This window comes from Bradyrhizobium sp. URHD0069 (assembly GCF_000701345.1).
GTDB lineage: Bacteria > Pseudomonadota > Alphaproteobacteria > Rhizobiales > Xanthobacteraceae > Bradyrhizobium.
Window position 1 is genome coordinate 1 of record NZ_JNIJ01000070.1, and the last position, 16,217, is coordinate 16,217.

12 protein-coding genes and 2 pseudogenes are annotated in these 16,217 nt (G+C 62.3%); 5 read left to right on the plus strand and 9 right to left on the minus strand.

Going from position 1 to position 16,217, the window contains the following annotated elements:
* Positions 1–1,177: 1,177 nt before the first annotated feature.
* From tcuB to N554_RS0128420, 4 genes are all read right to left on the minus strand, one after another.
* Positions 1,178–2,287: a tricarballylate utilization 4Fe-4S protein TcuB gene (tcuB, locus tag N554_RS0128405; RefSeq protein ID WP_029586571.1), complete on the minus strand. Its 1,110-nt coding sequence runs from the start codon at positions 2,285–2,287 to the stop codon at positions 1,178–1,180.
* A complete protein-coding gene (gene tcuA, locus N554_RS0128410; protein WP_036054388.1) occupies positions 2,274–3,662 on the minus strand; it encodes an FAD-dependent tricarballylate dehydrogenase TcuA in 1,389 nt (462 codons plus the stop codon). The genes tcuB and tcuA overlap by 14 nt, the downstream gene beginning before the upstream one ends.
* Before the next feature lie 78 nt (positions 3,663–3,740).
* A complete protein-coding gene (locus tag N554_RS0128415) occupies positions 3,741–5,048 on the minus strand; it encodes an MFS transporter (protein WP_029586573.1) in 1,308 nt (435 codons plus the stop codon).
* Between the two features lie 153 nt (positions 5,049–5,201).
* A complete protein-coding gene (locus N554_RS0128420) occupies positions 5,202–6,101 on the minus strand; it encodes a transcriptional regulator GcvA (RefSeq protein ID WP_029586574.1) in 900 nt (299 codons plus the stop codon).
* Between the two features lie 114 nt (positions 6,102–6,215).
* Between N554_RS0128420 and N554_RS0128425 the strand changes: the two genes are divergently transcribed.
* Together N554_RS0128425 and N554_RS0128430 are read left to right on the plus strand one after the other, a co-directional pair.
* On the plus strand, positions 6,216–6,419 hold the full coding sequence (locus tag N554_RS0128425; protein WP_029586575.1) for a DUF1127 domain-containing protein: 204 nt from the start codon (positions 6,216–6,218) through the stop codon (positions 6,417–6,419).
* Between the two features lie 72 nt (positions 6,420–6,491).
* Entirely contained in the window at positions 6,492–7,106 is a 615-nt protein-coding gene (locus N554_RS0128430) for a GNAT family N-acetyltransferase (protein ID WP_029586576.1), read from the plus strand.
* Positions 7,107–7,290: 184 nt separating this feature from the next.
* Here N554_RS0128430 and N554_RS0128435 read toward each other — a convergent pair whose 3' ends face one another.
* Positions 7,291–7,992, minus strand: a complete 702-nt coding sequence (locus N554_RS0128435; RefSeq protein ID WP_029586577.1) for an SDR family NAD(P)-dependent oxidoreductase — start codon at positions 7,990–7,992, stop codon at positions 7,291–7,293.
* A 111-nt stretch (positions 7,993–8,103) separates the two neighbouring features.
* On the opposite strand from N554_RS0128435, the gene N554_RS0128440 reads away from it, so the two are divergent.
* Together N554_RS0128440 and N554_RS36560 are read left to right on the plus strand one after the other, a co-directional pair.
* Entirely contained in the window at positions 8,104–9,888 is a 1,785-nt protein-coding gene (locus tag N554_RS0128440; protein ID WP_029586578.1) for an acyl-CoA dehydrogenase family protein, read from the plus strand.
* Between the two features lie 53 nt (positions 9,889–9,941).
* A pseudogene (locus tag N554_RS36560) lies at positions 9,942–11,029 on the plus strand (Zn-dependent alcohol dehydrogenase).
* A gap of 188 nt (positions 11,030–11,217) precedes the next feature.
* Here the strand turns inward: N554_RS36560 and N554_RS0128450 are convergent.
* The 4 genes from N554_RS0128450 to N554_RS0128465 form a co-directional block, all read right to left on the minus strand.
* Positions 11,218–11,646, minus strand: coding sequence for a nuclear transport factor 2 family protein (locus N554_RS0128450; RefSeq protein WP_245283736.1), 429 nt, complete (start codon positions 11,644–11,646; stop codon positions 11,218–11,220).
* Positions 11,647–11,709: 63 nt separating this feature from the next.
* Entirely contained in the window at positions 11,710–13,182 is a 1,473-nt protein-coding gene (locus tag N554_RS0128455) for an amidase (protein ID WP_029586580.1), read from the minus strand.
* A 258-nt stretch (positions 13,183–13,440) separates the two neighbouring features.
* Entirely contained in the window at positions 13,441–14,412 is a 972-nt protein-coding gene (gene mbfA / locus N554_RS0128460; protein ID WP_029586581.1) for an iron exporter MbfA, read from the minus strand.
* A gap of 72 nt (positions 14,413–14,484) precedes the next feature.
* On the minus strand, positions 14,485–15,648 hold the full coding sequence (locus N554_RS0128465) for an alpha/beta hydrolase (RefSeq protein WP_029586582.1): 1,164 nt from the start codon (positions 15,646–15,648) through the stop codon (positions 14,485–14,487).
* A 303-nt stretch (positions 15,649–15,951) separates the two neighbouring features.
* Here N554_RS0128465 and N554_RS0128470 point away from each other — a divergent pair.
* Positions 15,952–16,217, plus strand: a pseudogene (locus tag N554_RS0128470) (IS110 family transposase); the annotation flags it as partial.

Here is a 16,217-nt window from a genome sequence, read left to right on the forward strand (position 1 = left end):
TGCGGTGACCCTGCGCGGTGCTCGGGCAGGTCTGGCGCAATGTGAACGCGCGAATGCATGCATCCACCTTGTTCTTCGCGACATCGATACCGACGACAACGAGATCGTTTTGTGCCATCATCCACTCCCTTCCTTGCTCGGTACGGGCTAAAAGCCCTTGCAACTGTTCGGGTTGAGGAAGACACCGGAGCTGTCCCTCGCTCTGACACAGGCTCTGTCACTTTTGGGGCGTAACGGGCTCAGTTCCAGCAACGGGCGGTTGATGGGCAACCGCCCGTTCGCACATTCTGCCAGACTTTCTGGACACAAGGGGCGTACGCGCGTCGTCACGAACGCGGGAGAGGATGCGGTGGACGCGGCAGCGTCGGCGCGCAAGGTAATCGCAGGGTGGGCTTATCCCATGAGCGATGGACCGGCGCACAGGACGAACGACGCCTTGCCCGGCGAAGCCTTTTGGCGAAGACGGGTTGCTGCGTACGGCAAAACCGTGTGGTCCCGACACCCGTTGCTGGTGTCAAGCTGTCGGTGGCGAGATCGATCCAACCGGATCATTTCAGCCTCAAGCCGGCAGCGACGGTGACAAGACGAATTCGTCGCCGGGGAGAGCACGGCATAAGCCGTAAAGCCATTGCGCCGGGAATGCCGGATTGCCTCCGCTGAACCTGTATGCTCGTGTGCGTTTTTCCTTTGTGCATTTTGCACACGAGACCGCGGGTGCAGCGCGCACCCGGCATTCCCTGCTCCCTCTTTTCTCGAGGGACAACGACACGCAAAGCTCGGGCAGAATTGCGCCGCGAGAATGCGGACGCACATCTGCTGTTTGAAATTTGAATCGGAATGTAACCACGTCATTGCGAGGAGCGAAGCGGCGAAGCAATCCAGCTTACTTGTTTCGGCGAAGCTGGATTGCTTCGCGGAGCCTGTCATCGGGCGCGCGTACGCGCGACCCGTTGGCTCGCAATGACGTTGATAGGCTAGTCCGCATCGGAAAATAGGTTTCGTCGTCCCGGACAAGCGAGCACAGCGAGCGCTGATCCGGGACCCATACGCCGCCGCGGTCATTATTGAGCGCGCTGGTGGACGGCTTTCTCTCGACAACCCGGGCCGGTGATTATGGGGCCCGGCTCAAGGCCGGGACGACAAGTCGAGAGGGTTGAGAATGCCGATGGTGAACCGACTAAGTACCATGCCCCATCATCTGCCGCTCCCGCGCGTAGCGCACCAGCGCCACATAGCGATAGATGCCGTGCACGAACTTGCCATAAGGCATGGTGATGAACAGCGAGAACACCACGCCGAGATGCAGCGCCAGCAGCGGCCCCATTGCAGCCGTGTCGCGCCATAGCAGGAGCGCCATGCCGGTAAGGCTGGTCAAAAACAGCATGACGATGAACGCGACATCCATGCCGGTGCGCGTCTGGTCGACCAGATCAGGATCGCGCTTCCATCGTTCGGCCAGGAGGCCCGCAGGTCCGATCAGCAGGCCAATTCCGCCAAGCGTGCCGAGCACTACCGGCAGGTCCCACCAGGGGTAGGGCGCCTCGCGCGCGATCAGGTAGTGATACAGCGTCGCCACCGTGGTCGAGGCGAAACACAGAATGAAGCCGTAGAATGTGAAGTGGTGATAGATTTTGCGGCGATCGTTCGGCCGCTCGTCCTCGTTGACGCAGCCGACGCCGCCGCCGTCGAGATAGCGCAGCTGGCCTGCGTCCTTCATCGCCTGCCAAAGCGAGTTGGGCCCGGCCAGCGTGCCGATCGGCTCGCCGATGTCGCGCCAGAACGCGCGGACCCCCATCGCCAGCGCGACGATCGCGTAGAGGAAGGCCGCGCCGAACAGCGCCGCCATGGCATTGTGCGGCATCAATTTGTAAAACGACCCCGGCCCGGTGTGGACGCCGAACAGCACCTGACGATCGTTGAACGCGGCAAACCCGAAAATAAACGCCGCGACGCTCAGCGCGAGGACGATGCTGACGACAAGTCCATTGCGGGCGAACACGCCCGAGAAGACGCGCGGCCAGGTGTAGGCGGCGTAGGAGTCGGCGCGCGCGATGGCCAACGTCTTCGGGACGTTGACGTTGAATTCATGCGGCGGCGAGAACTGGCAGTCGGTGTAGCAGGCGCCGCAGGAATGGCAGAGATTGGCGAGATAATTGAGGTCGCCGTCGGAAAACGAGCGCCGCATTTCCATTGCCGGAAAGACCGCGCAGAGGCCTTCGCAATAGCGGCACGAATTGCAGACCGTCATCAGCCGGTCAGCCTCCTCGAGGATTCTAGTTCCGTGCATGTTGCGCCGCTTCCCGTCCCGCGATCCGTCCGAACACGCTGCCGATGGTCATGCCGATGCCGGCCGCGTAGCCTTTGCCGAGCACATTGCCCGCCATGATCTCGCCGGCGGCGAACATGTTGACGGCGGCATTGCCGTCCTTCATCAGCATGCGCGCCTGTCTGTTCACGCGGGTGCCGAGATAAGTGAAGGTGATGCCGGGACGCACCGGGTAGGCATAGTAAGGTGGCGTCTCGATCCGCCGCGCCCAATGTGTCTTCGGCGGCGTCAATCCTTCGGTTCTGCAATCATCGAGCACGGTGTGATCGAAGGTGCCGGGGCGCACCGCGGCGTTGAAATCGCCGATGGTCTTTTCCAGCGCGGCCGGATCGAGATCGAATTTGGAAGCGAGCTCTGCGATCGAGCCGGCGGCGATCGGCGGAAACAGCGACGGCATGAAGCTGTTCAATACAGTCGAATCAAAGATGATGTAGGCGATCTGGTCCGGTTGCGCGGCGACCAGGCGCCCCCAGATCGCATAGCGCTTCGGCCAGATGTCCTCGCCCTCGTCGTAGAAGCGCGCCGCCTGCGTGTTGACGACAACGCCGAACACCACGCAATCGAGCCGGGTGATGATGCCGCCGTCGAATTTCGGCGCCCGCGCATCGATCGCGACCGCATGACACTGCGTGGGATCGCCGACCTCCTGCACGCCTTTACCCAACAGCATCCTGAGAATGGAGCCGCGATTATAGGGCGTGCCGCGGATCAGGAAATTATCGGCGGCCTCGCCCCAATACTGCTTCAACCAATCGATATTGGCTTCAAAGCCGCCGGCGGCGGCAACCAGCGTCGAGGCGGTGACGTTTACGCGGCCATCGGTCCGCCTTAGGTCAGCGGAGAGAAACATGCCGTCGTCGATCTCCAGATCGAGGACTTCGGCGTCGTAGATAATCTCGACCCCAAGCTGCTCGGCGGTGAGATAGAGCGCATTCAGCATCGCCCTGCCGCCGCCGAGAAAGAACGAGTTGGTCCGGCCCAGGCTTAGCGTGCCGCCCAGCGACGGCTGCCAGCGCACCCCCTGCTCGACGATCCAGTTCAGAATGTCCTTGGACTCCCGGATCATGAAGCGCGCGAGTTCTTCGTCGGTCTGCCCGCCGGTAACGCGCAGCAGGTCTTCCCAGAATTCCTGTTCGGTATAGGGGCCGGTGAGAATGTCTGTCGCCGCGTCGTGGGCGCAGCGCATATTGCGGGTATGGCGGGTGTTGCCACCGCGATAAAATTTCGGGGCGCCTTCCAATACCAATACCGATGCGCCGGCCCGCCGCGCGCTGATCGCGGCGCACAGCGCGGCATTGCCGCCGCCGATCACCAGCACGTCGAATTTACGAGTCAAATCGACCATGCGCTGTTGTTATCTTTGTTTGCATGGAAATCAAACCGGCGCCGGCAGGGCGACTGCCGGCACCAGGATTTACGCGGCAAACGCTTCGCGCGCCGCCACCGCCTTGCCGCGGTAGATAGCAAGCGCGGCGATGATGCCGCTTGCAGCAGCGCACATCAGCCAGAAGCCGGGGGACGCCTTGTCGCCGGTCATTTCGATCAGCTTTGTTGCCGCAAACGGCGTGAATGTGCCGAACAGCGCCGCGGCGAGAGCGAATGCCAGCGAGAAGCAGGTGGTGCGGACATGCGCCGGCACGATTTCTACCAACGCCCCCAGCATGGCGCCGCTGTAAACGCCGAAATAGAACGAAAACATCAATTCGACGGCAAGCATTTTGCCGAAAGTCGGGCCGGCCGTGAGCCAGCGGAGCGCCGGATATGCGGTCAAGAACGACAGTCCTGCAATCGTCAGCAGCACAGGCTTTCGCCCAACCCGATCGGACACTGCGCCCCCGACCGGATTCCAGATAAAGTTGGTAACGGCAACCATGAGGGTGACCAGCAGGCTGTCGGCGGTCGAGAGTTTCAGGACGTTCTTGCCGAAGGTCGGCGTATAGACCGTGACAAAATAGAAGGTCACGGTGGTCATTGCCGCCAGCATCATTCCAAGAAGGACGATGCGCCAATTCGCCGCCGCAGAAGCAAATACTTCCGCTGCGGTCGGATGTTTCTTCATGGCGAGAAATACCGGCGTTTCTTCCAGCGTTCGGCGCAGCACGAAAATGAAGGGAATGATAAGGCAGCCGATGAGGAACGGAATTCGCCAGCCCCATGCGGAGACCGTGGCTGCCGGCATCATCTCACTTAGGCCAAAGCCGGTGATGGCCGCGACGAAAATGGCGACCTGCTGGCTTGAGGACTGAAACGAGGTGTAGAAGCCCCTGTGGCCGGGGGTGGAAATCTCTGAGAGATAGACTGAGACGCCGCCCAGTTCGACGCCGGCGGAAAATCCCTGCAGCAGCCGGCCGATCAGGACGATGACCGGCGCGGCGACGCCGATCGTGGCATAGGTCGGGCAGATCGCGATAACCACGGTCCCGACTGCCATGATTGCGAGGGTGACGATCAGTCCCAGCCGGCGGCCGATCCGGTCGATATAGGCGCCGAGCACGATAGCGCCGACCGGGCGCATCAACGCGCCGAGCCAGAATACGCCAAAGGTATTCAGTAAGGCCGCCGTTTCGTTCTCGGAAGGAAAGAACGCCTTGGCAATAGCGCTCGCGTAAAAACCGAACAGAAAGAAATCGAACTGCTCGAGGAAGTTGCCGCTGGTCGCGCGCAGGATGGCGCCAACGCGCGATTTGATCTGTGGTGACTGTGATGCGGATGTTTCCGGCACGGCGAGCTTTCCCCGGTTCGAAGTAGCCGGTGCGGAAAGGCTTCTCGCCAGCCGACAACTCTGCTTCATGCGGCAATCTGCCACACCTGCGCGGCGCGACCAACCGGAAAGGCGCTCAATGGAGCGTGATATCGCCCCCCGCTGGGTTGTTTTTCAGGTTTTGTTCTGCACGGAGGCGATCAGCCATTGCCGAAACGCCGACAGCTTGGGTGTTTCGGCCTTCGCTTCGGGCGAGACAAGGTAGAAGCCGGCATCCGCCGGCAGCGCGATCTTGAACGGGACGACAAGGCGTCCCTTGGCGATGTCGGCCTCGACATAGGATGTCCGGCCCATGGCCACGCCGATCCCGTCGATCGCCGCCTGCACGGTCATGAACATCAGATCGAAGCTCAATCCCGGCTGCTTTGAGATATTCGCCGGCAGCCCCGCGGCGGTGAGCCATAGCCGCCAGTCGTCGTCATAGCCTCCGCTGCTGTGCAGCAGCGTATGGTGGGCCAGATCCTCCGGGCAGCGCAGCGGCTTGTCACCCGTGAGCAGCGCCGGACTGCACACCGGAAACAGTTCGTCGGCCATCAGCCAGTCGGCGCGCAGGCCCGGCCATTGGCCGCGGCCATAGCGGATCGCGGCATCGACGTCGCCGCTCTTGAAGTCGACCAAACTGGCCGACGTGGTGATGCGGACGTCGATGCCGGGATGCGCCTCCTGGAACGCGGAAAGCCGCGGCAGCAGCCACTTCGCGGCCAGCGATGCCAGCGTAGAGACGGTGAGCACATGGTCATTGTCCTTGCGCAGTATCCGGTCGGTTGCCAGCCGCAAATCGTTGAACGCCGCGCGGACGCCGGGCAGGTACTCCCTGGCCTCCGGCGTCAGCGCCAGCGCGCGGTTCTGCCGGATGAACAGGCGGATGCCGAGCTCCTGCTCCAGCCGGCGGATCTGATGGCTGATCGCGGTCTGCGTGACGTTCAGCTCTGACGCAGCGTTGGTGAAGCTCAAATGCCGGGCGGCGGCCTCGAACGCACGCAATCCATTAAGCGATGGCAGCCTGGCGGTCATTTCAGACCATCTTATACATGAGTTTATATCATCCGAAGCGGTACAAAGTGTCGTTTGTCGAAAGCTCGGATCGAACCGATATTAAGGGCAACAGATTAGATTGAGGAGATTGAGATGTCCAGTTTCACACATGAATCAATGATAAATCATCATGGTTCCGGGTTCTTCGCCCGGCTCGTTGAAACCCTCCATGTCTGGCGGGAGCGTCAGGTTCAACGGCGTCAGCTAGCCCAGTTGACCGAGCGGGACCTGCACGACGTCGGGCTTTCCTGGAGCGACATCGCCTACGAAGCCGAAAAGCCGTTCTGGCGGGCTTAAGCAGCAGCCACGCCGGCGTCGCCTCCGAAGAGGGATGCCGGCAGCGACTTTTTGGACCAACGGGAGCCCCTGATGATTGCGCTTCGTTTCGGTGACCTTCAGCAGCATTCCGATGTGCTGTGGCTGCGCGGCGGCGGATCGGTGACGGTACGTTTTATCGAGCCGCGCGACGCGCAGGTGTTGCAGGGTTACTTCCGCTCGCTCTCGGTCCACTCCCGCTATAACCGCTTCCTTGGCGCCATGAGCGAGCTTCCGCAAACGGAGCTCGATCGTTTCATCCATGTCGGCGAAGGTGGCCGGTTCAGCGTGATCGCCACCGTGACGGTCAACGGCGTCGAGACCATTGTCGGCGAAGCCCGCTATGCGTTCGACACCGACACGGCAAGCTTCGAGGTCGCCTTGTCGATCGACGACCGCTGGCAGGGCCGGGGCATCGGTTCGGCGTTGCTGCGAAATCTGGAATGTCGCGCGGCTGCGTTCGGCGCCAAACGCCTGTTCGGCGATACGTTGCGCTCCAACGACGTCATGATCGGCCTTGCACGCAAGTCCGATTTTGCTTTCACGAATAGCCCCGGCGACTGGAAGCTGGTGCGCTTCGAAAAGCACATCGACCTGGTGCCGCAGGAAATTCCCTGCGCGAGCTGGCAGCTTGCGGCCCAGCAGACGGTGCATCAAGCTTCCGCTTAAAACATCGGAGCGTTTTTTGACCACGGCGTCTTTCCTCATCCTGAGGCGCGGGGTCCTCGGCGCGTCTCGAAGGATGAGGTGGACACTGCGGCCTGATGGTTGGAGACGCGCGTGCCGCGCTCCTCACCATCAGGAGTGAATTCCGGCGAAACTTGTGCACCGAAGCCAGCGCGCCGGTCGGGAGCTAAAACTTCTCGACCCAAGGTCGCAATTCCATTTCCGAGGTCCAGGCACTGCGCGGCTGCTGCAACACGCTCCAGTAACTCAAGGCGATGGCGTCGGGATCGAGCATCGAATCAGGCCTGTCGGCAGGCTCGGTACGCGCCGGGCTGCGAATGCCGCCGTCGATGACGAAATGCGCGACGTGAATGCCCTGCGGCGATAGTTCGCGCGCAAGGCTCTGGGCGAGGCCGCGCAACGCGAACTTGCCCATCGCGAACGGCGCCGATTGCGGATAGCCCTTGATGCTCGCGGAAGCGCCGGTGAACAGGATCGCGCCGTGCTTGTTGGGCAGCATGCGCGTCGCCGCCTGCTGGGCCACCAAAAAACCGCCATACGCGCTGACCGCAATCGCCTGCGCGACCTCCGCGGGCACCAGATCGACGAAGGCGCCGCGTGCCCGCGTACTGGCGTTGTAGACGACCAGGTCGGGCACCCCGATCTCGCGCTCGACCAGCCCGAACAGCCGTTCGACCTCGTCGGGCTCGGTGGCATCGCAGGCAAAGGCGCTTGCGCCGGTTTCGGTGCAGAGCGCGCCGAGCTTTTCGATTTGGCGTGCGGCGAGCGCGACACGGATGCCTTCGCGCGAAAACAGCCGCGCGAGCGATGCGCTGAGGCCTTCGCCGGCACCGACAATCAGGGCGATCTTGTACTTCGGCGTTTCCATGGGCGTTTCCCTTTCCTTTGATGTATATCATCAAATGCGGCAGGTCGGTGATGGCAGCAAGGTCACCATTGGATGATCGCAACAAGGGGCGGAACGAACAAGGGTTGCAAGATGCACCGATTGGCAGAGCAGAGCGATGTGACAGTGCCCGCTGGGCAGCCGGGATTGCTCGCGCCTGATACATCCGGAATGAATTTCTACCGCGCTGATCCGGCGCTGACCGATCTGCTTCGCATCCATTTGCCCGATGCTTTGTTTCGACATATCGAGCCGCATCTCGACCGGCTGGGCGCGCTCGCCGGCGGTCACCTCGACGAATGCGCGCGCCTTGCCGACCGCCACGTGCCGATGCTGCACCAGCGCGACCGCTTCGGCCGCGACATCCAGTGGATCGAGTATCACCCGGCCTATCGCGAGCTGGAGCGCGCCGCGTTCGGCGAATTCGGAATTCACGCGATGTCGCTTCGCAAGGGCATTCTGGGCTGGCCGCAGCCCTATCCGGTGGTAGCGAAGCACGCCTTCACCTTTTTGTTCAATCAGGCCGAGTTCGGTCTGGGTTGTCCGATCAATGTCACCGATGGCTGCGCCAAGCTGCTGGCAAAATTCGGCAGCGAGGCGTTGAAGGCCAGATATCTCGACGGGCTGACCCAGACCGACATGAGCAAGCTCACCCAGGGCGGCCAGTTCATGACGGAGAAAGAAGGCGGCTCGGACGTCGGCAAGCTTACCACCACGGCGGTGCAGGAAGGCGATCACTGGCGGCTGTCGGGCGAGAAGTGGTTTTGCTCCAATGCCGACGCTGAAGTCGTGATGCTGCTGGCGCGGCCGCAGGGCGCGGTCGGCGGCACCCGCGGCGTCGGCTTGTTTTTGATGCCGCGGCGGCTCGACGACGGTTCGCCCAATCACTATCGGATCGTTCGGCTGAAGGACAAGCTCGGCACCCGCTCGATGGCGTCGGGCGAGATCAAGCTGGAAGGCGCGATCGCCTATGCGGTCGGAAAGCTCGACCGCGGCTTCGTGCAGATGGCCGAAATGGTCAATTCGTCGCGGCTCTCCAACGGCGTCAAATCTACCGCGCTGATGCGCCGCGCGCATCATGATGCGATGACGGTGGCGCAAAATCGCGTGGTGTTCGGCCAGCGCATCATCGATTTGCCGTTGGCGCGGCGGCAATTGATGAAGATCATGCTGGCAACCGAGCAGGCGCTGTCGATGAGTTTTTTGACCGCCGACGCGCTCGATCGCGCCGAGGCCGGCAGCCAGGACGCCGCGGCGTTATTGCGCATTCTGACGCCGACGCTGAAATTCCGCGCCACGCGCGATGCACGCAAGGTCTGCGGCGACGCGCTGGAGATGCGCGGCGGCATCGGTTACATCGAGGAATTCGCGACCGCCCGGCTATTGCGCGACGCGCATCTCGGCTCGATCTGGGAAGGCACCGGCAACATCGTCGCGCTGGATGCGCTGAGGCGGGCGGTCGGCCGCCATGGCGCCGATGCGGCGCTGGCAGCCGACCTGCACGCTCGGCTCGACGACGGCGCCAACGTGCCGCAAGCCTGGCGCGGCCGCTTGCGCGATCTCACCGACCGCGCGCTCGGTTTCGCCCGCGAGGTAGCGGCGCGCACCGACAACGAAGCGGAGGCGCGCCGCGCCACCAGCCTGCTTTATCATGTGGCGAGCGCGGTGACGCTGGCATGGGAGGGCGGACGCATTCACGAAATGCGCGGCGATGCGCGGAGGCTCTTGCTGTCGCGCATGGTGATCGATCACCGGGTCTCGGCGCACGATCCGTTCCGGCTCACGGAAAATGCGGCACAGCGCGCGATCACGGGTCATCTGCTCGACGAGCACGCCGTCGGCATGGCCGAGGTTGGCGAATTGCTTTCGGCAGCGTAGGTTATCGGCGAAACCACGTCGGTTCAAAAAAGCAGAATGAGGGGGGAGTATCGATGAAGGCCGCCGTCCTGCATGAAGTCAACAAGCCGCTGGTGATCGAGGACGTCAGCCTGCAAAAGCCCGGCCCGCGCGAGGTTCTGATCCGCACCACCGTCGCCGGGCTCTGTCACTCCGACCTGCATTTCATGGAAGGGCTCTATCCGCATCCATTGCCGGCGGTGCTCGGCCACGAGTCGGCCGGCGTCGTCGAGCAGGTTGGCTCCGACGTGACCTATGTAAAACCCGGCGATCATGTCGTGACTTGTCTGTCGGTGTTCTGCGGCACCTGCGACAATTGTTCGACGGGACGGCCGGTGCTTGCACCGACACCACGGTGAAAATGCTGCCGGGCGCGTCCAACCGTATGTCGTGGGCACGCTCGGAAAAGCTCAACCAGTTTCTCAATCTATCGTCGTTCGCCGAGCAGATGCTGGTGCACGAAAATGCCATCGTCAAAATCCGCAAGGACATGCCGCTTGAACTGGCGGCGCTGATCGGCTGCGGTGTCATCACCGGCTATGGCGCCGTGGTGAACACCGCGAAGGTCGCGCCCGGCGAAACCGTGGTGGTGATAGGCTGCGGCGGCGTCGGCATGGCCGCGATCAACGGCGCGCAGATCGCCGGCGCCGGCCGCATCATCGCGGTCGATACCAATCCGGCCAAGCTTCAATTGGCGACCAAACTCGGCGCAACCGATATCGTCGATCCCCGGAATGGCGACGTGGTGCAGCAGGTGCGCGATCTCACCAATGGCGGCGTGCATCATTCGTTCGAAGTGCTGGGCCGCAAGGAGACCGCGGAACAGGCGTTTGCGATGCTGGCGCCCGGCGGCACCGCGACCATCGTCGGCATGATCCCGTTCGGCCAGAAGATCGAGCTGCACGGCTTTGACTTCCTGCGCGAACGCAAGATCCAGGGCTCCTCGATGGGCTCGAACCATTTTCGCGTCGACATGCCGCGCCTCGTCGAATTTTACATGCGCGGCAGGCTGCATCTGGAAGACTGGATCTCGGCGAAGCTGAAGCTGTCGGAGATCAATGAAGGCTTCGCCGCGATGAAGGCCGGCAAGACCGTGCGCAGCGTGATTGTGTTTGATGCGTGAATTCGGGTCGTCCCGGCCAAACCAACGGGTCGCGCGAATGCGCTCCCGATGACAGGCTCCGCGCGAGCCGGCACCCATACGCCGTGCCATCTCGTTAGGCACCGTGTTAGACATCGTCGGCGTCACAACTAGAGCCGGTGGTTATGGGTCCCGGCGTTCTCCGGGACGTCCAGTTGGAGACGCGAACGTCACCGCGAAACATGCGCCGACACCGCAAGCCAGCGGCCGTTCTGCCGAGCCCAGCAATCGGTGTAGCGGCCTGAACCGAGCGTCCCGTCCGGCATCGTGTAGCTGGTGCGGGCATGGATGATCGCGAAATCGCCCATCAGGCGTATCTTGACATCATGCGCCTCGAGATTCTTGATAGTCACCGGCACCGCGGTCTGCTTGAGAAATCCGGCGCGATCGACCAGCGACTTGTCCGGATTGGAACAATAGAAGTCGGCGGCGAGAATTTCGTCGAAGCGATTGACGTCGGAATTCTGGACGGAATTGATGTAATCGCGATTAAGACTCGTCAGCTCGTCGACGTCCTTCTCATGATATTTCCTCCCGTCTTCACCCTCATGGTGAGGAGGCGCGAATGCGCCGTCTCGAACCATAAGGCCACGAACCATAAGGCGACATTGTCTCATCCTTCGAGACGCGGCCAAGTGGCCGATCCTCAGGAGGAGAAAGTTTCAGTCATCAAACATCGGCGGCGGAACGAAACCACCGAATTCGCGCTCGATCAGTTCGGCCAATTTCAAGGGCGTGCGATCTTCCAGCCACGGGCCGACGATCTGCACGCCGACCGGCAAGCCGTCCCTTGAAAGGCCGATCGGGATCGCCGTCGCCGGCAGGCCGGGCAGCGTAGCAATGCCGGGCCACGCCAGCTGATCGGGATAGACGTAATCCTTGCCGTCGATATTGATCCGGCGCGTTTCCTGGTTCTGCGAATGATCGTGCGGATAGGCCGGCGTCGGCATAATCGGGCAGATCACCGCGTCGATGCTTTTGAACAGCTCGCGCCACTGCGCACGCAGGTGACCGCGGGCGCCTTCGTCGAGCAGCCAGGCGCGATGACTGAGGAGCATGCCGCGCAGACGTTCGGCGGCCAGGCTCTTGTTGTCGGGCGACAGCTTTGCGGCGGCGGCCTGCGCGCCTGCGATGGCCTCCGGTGGAAAGAACGCGCCGACAAACGACATCAGCATCCGCATGTACAGCCGCGATGACTCCGCGAAATCAGGCCATAGCGGGCTTTGTCGCTTGACGTTCACGCCGGCCTTGGCAAGGCTGCCCGCCAGCTTCTCGATTGCTTCGCGCACATCCTTGTTCGTCGGCAGTATCGGATCGCTGTCGATCACCAGGACGCGAAAACTCCTGAGCTCATTGTGACGCGGCGGCGGCAGCGCCAGTCTATAACCGACGCCGGCTTCCAGCGGATCGGGGCCCGCGATCACGTCGAGCAGCAATGAGAGATCGGCAGCCGAGCGCGCCATCGGGCCGATCACGGCCATATCGCGATCGAGCGGTATGGCGGGAAATGGCGGCGGCGTATGGCCGCGCGCGGGCGCCAGCGCGAAGGTTGGCTTATGGCCATAGACGCCGCAATCAAACGCGGGCACGCGCAGCGAGCCGCCGATGTCGGAGCCGAGCGATATCGGCCCGTAACCCGCCGCGAGCGCCGCCGCGGATCCGCCGGAGGAGCCGCCGGGCGTGCGGCCGAGATCGAACGGATTGTTGGTGGTGCCGTAGATCTCGTTGTAGCTCTGCCAGTCGCCGAGTCCGACCGGCACGTTGGTCTTGCCGAGGATGACGCCGCCCGCTGCCTTGACGCGGGAAATCGCCAGCGCGTCTTCCGGCGGCACAAAATCCTTCTGCGGCGGAAAGCCCCAGGTCGTGGGCAGTCCTGCGATGTTGTAGGATTCCTTCACCGTCAGGGGAAGGCCGAGCAGCGGCTTTGTCTCGCCGCGCGCGAGCGCAGCGTCGGCGGCGCGGGCGGCTTCCAGGGCGCGCGCAAAATCACGCACGCAAATCGCGTTGATTTTGCCGTCGTGACGCTCGATGCGCGAGATTGCGTCCTGCGTCAGCTCGACTGCGGAGACTTTTTTCGTCGCAAGAGCCGCCGACAGTTCGGTTGCGGTTTTGAAGCTCCATTCCGATTTGGCCAAGGCGTTTCTCTCCTGCGTTCACAGGCTTTTCTGCGCGACATGATGGCCCATCCGAGCGACGGCCGCTAGGCTACTAGACCGCTATTGCTGCCGGAGTAGGAGGAGCCACGATCAGTTAGTGGAACACTTTCGCGGTGGTTCCATATTGCAAACGATAGGTCATCGGAGTCCTTGTCAGCTGGACAACGAAGCGGTTCCAAGGCCGGCGCTATTCCACAGACAAGTTCAGACTTCACAAATGCAAAAGTTGGAACGGCTCTACGCCGCTCCGATGAGAATGCCGACCGCGAGCACGATGGCGCCGCCGAGCACGATCTGAAACACCGCATGCAGGAACGGCGTGTCCATATATCGTGCGCGGATATAGGCAATGGCCCATAGCTCGAAGAACACGACGATGCCTGCGATTGCGGTCGCGATCCAGAACGCGTTGGGCCATGTGTCGGGAACGAGATAGGGCATGGTGTGGCCGACACCACCGAGCGTCGTCATTAGGCCGCAGGTCAACCCGCGCAGCCAGGGCGAACCGCGCCCCGTCAGCGATCCATCGTCGGACAACGCCTCTGCGAAGCCCATGCTGATGCCGGCGCCGATCGAGGCGGCAAGTCCGACCAGGAAGGTCTGCCAGTTCTGATGCGTCGCAAATGCCGCGGCGAACAGCGGCGCGAGCGTCGACACCGATCCGTCCATCAATCCGGCGAGACCGGGCTGCACATATTGCAGAACGAACACGCGCCGGCGCGTTCTGTCCTCTTCCGCGCGCACGTCAGGGCTGAGGAACTGGTTGGTCAGCCTTTGCGCAATTTTTTCGTGGCCTTTTTCCGCCTCCGCGAGATCGCCGAGCAGTCTGCGGACGCCGACATCCTGGGTTTGCTCGGCGGCCTTGATGTAGAACCGCTCGGCTTCGAATTCCATCGTCCCGGCTTCCTTGCGGATGGCATCGAGCGACAGGTTCTTGGTCAGCCAGATCGGACGGCGGCGCAAAAATCCTCGGACATTGTCTCTGCGAATGGGCGGAAGGTTTGTGCCGAAGCGCTGCTCGTACATTTCCAGCAGCATGTGGCGATGGCCTTTTTCCTCCTCGGCCATTTCCTCGAATAACTTGGCCGATTCCGGATAGCGCTCTGCGAGATCTTCCGCGAACGTCATGTAGATGCGGCTGTCTTCCTCTTCCGCAGAGATCGCCACCGCCAGGACTTCGCGCTCGGTCAAATCGGCGAAATTCTTCACAACGAACGCCTTTTCCACAATTTAGAATGATTCTAAATCGTTATAAACGGGCGTTGTTGGGACGTCAATCAATCAGGCGCGAGCGCGCGCGGCCTGCAGGAACGCAAGCAGCAGCCGGCTCACCTCCTTGGGCTGCTCCTGCTGTACCCAGTGGCCGGCGCCGTCGACGAGATGGCAGCCGATCATCTTCGTGCAGGCGGTAGTCTGCATCGCTTCGAACACGCCGGGCCGCTGATAGGTGCCCCAGTCCTGTTTGCCGGCGATGAAGCATGAGGGCACGTCGATGGTTCGCCCCGAATAGGTCTGAAGTTCGGAGGTGAATGCGCCCGAGGTGCCGCAGCGATACCATTGCAAGCCGCCCTGGAATCCGGTGCGGGCATATTCAGCGCTGTAGAAGGCGAGTTCGCTGTCCGGCAGCCACTGGTTCGCAGCGATCGCCTCCGCCGAGGGCATTTCCTCGGCGACGGTCTCGGCCATGTTCTTGGCAAGGTCCATCACGTAGTAGGTCGGCAGCTTTGCAAGCTCGCTCGCGGTCCACGACTTCAACGGATAGGGCTTGTTGTCTTTCCAGTCCGCACTCTTGTGATGGTAGTAGGCGCGCAGGAAATTATGCACGCCTTGCGGCGCATGGTGCATGTCCACGTTGGCTTCGCGTGTTGAGTAGTACCATTGGTAATGCTTGCGGGGCCGCGGCAGCGCCGCAAGTTCGCGATGCACGGGATCGTCCGGCTTCGGCGTCGGTGGCGCATCAGCGGTATTGAACGGCAGCGGCGGCGGGCCTGCGAACGGCGCGCTCATCAGCGCGACCGATCGAAACACGTCCGGCCGCACCAGCGCGCACCATGCGGCGACCGAGGAGCCGAAATCATGTCCGACCACCGCATCGACCGAACGATAGCCGAACGCCGACACCAGGCCCAGCGCGTCACGCACCAGATTGAGCAGCCGGAACGAGGCGAGATCGCCGTCATAGTTGCCGTCCCAGCCGGTGGTGCGGCCATAGCCGCGCTGGTCCGGCGCGATCACGTGATACCCGGCTTCCGCCAGCGCCGGCATCACCTTGCGCCAGCTATAGGCCAATTCAGGAAAGCCGTGCAGCAGCAGCACGCAGGGCCGGGCTTTAGCCTCATATCCAGCCTCGAGCACGTGCATGCGCAGGCCGTTGATGCCTTCCACGAAACGCGAGCGGATGCCGGAGGGAAGAGGGATGGCGGGGAGATTGCTGGTTGTGTTCATAAGCCGCGCGCTCCGGTCCTCATGGTGAGGAGGCGCGGTAGCGCCGTCTCGAACCATGAGTGGGTGTATCGCTCATCCTTCGAGACGCGCGCAAGGGCGCGCTCCTCAGGATGAGGACTTCAAAATCCATCGTCGTCCCGGCCTTGAGCCGGGACCCATAACCACAAATGCTCGTGGTTGTGCCGACCTGATGCTCCATCTTGTTTCTAAAATCCAAATCGGTGGTTGATGGGGTGGACGGCCCCCTACGGCATCAGTGTGCCAGAATGAGGTTGTTGCAAATCTCAGACAAGGGAGCCGTCCGTGGACCAGATTATCCGCATTGGAATGGATACGTCGAAGCATATTTTTCAGCTGCATGGGGTCGATGCCGCGGAGCGGCCGGGGTTGCGCAAGCGGCTTCGGCGCAACGAGGTGTTGGTGTTTTTTGCCAAGCTGCCGCCGACGGTGATTGGAATGGAGGCGTGCGGCGCAGCGCATGACTGGGCGCGGAAGTTACGCAAGCTAGGCCATGAGGTGAAGCTGATGGCGCCGCAACACGTCAAGCCCTATGTCAAGCGCAACAAGAA

Bases quoted from the DNA above. Each gene is read 5' to 3' on its own strand.
- N554_RS0128440 (WP_029586578.1), top strand. From the start codon at position 8,104: ATGCACCGATTGGCAGAGCAGAGCGATGTGACAGTGCCCGCTGGGCAG.
- tcuB (WP_029586571.1), bottom strand. From the start codon at position 2,287: ATGCACGGAACTAGAATCCTCGAGGAGGCTGACCGGCTGATGACGGTC.
- N554_RS0128450 (WP_245283736.1), bottom strand. From the start codon at position 11,646: ATGGTTCGTGGCCTTATGGTTCGAGACGGCGCATTCGCGCCTCCTCAC.
- N554_RS0128425 (WP_029586575.1), top strand. From the start codon at position 6,216: ATGTCCAGTTTCACACATGAATCAATGATAAATCATCATGGTTCCGGG.
- N554_RS0128420 (WP_029586574.1), bottom strand. From the start codon at position 6,101: ATGACCGCCAGGCTGCCATCGCTTAATGGATTGCGTGCGTTCGAGGCC.
- N554_RS0128465 (WP_029586582.1), bottom strand. From the start codon at position 15,648: ATGAACACAACCAGCAATCTCCCCGCCATCCCTCTTCCCTCCGGCATC.
- N554_RS0128435 (WP_029586577.1), bottom strand. From the start codon at position 7,992: ATGGAAACGCCGAAGTACAAGATCGCCCTGATTGTCGGTGCCGGCGAA.
- N554_RS0128430 (WP_029586576.1), top strand. From the start codon at position 6,492: ATGATTGCGCTTCGTTTCGGTGACCTTCAGCAGCATTCCGATGTGCTG.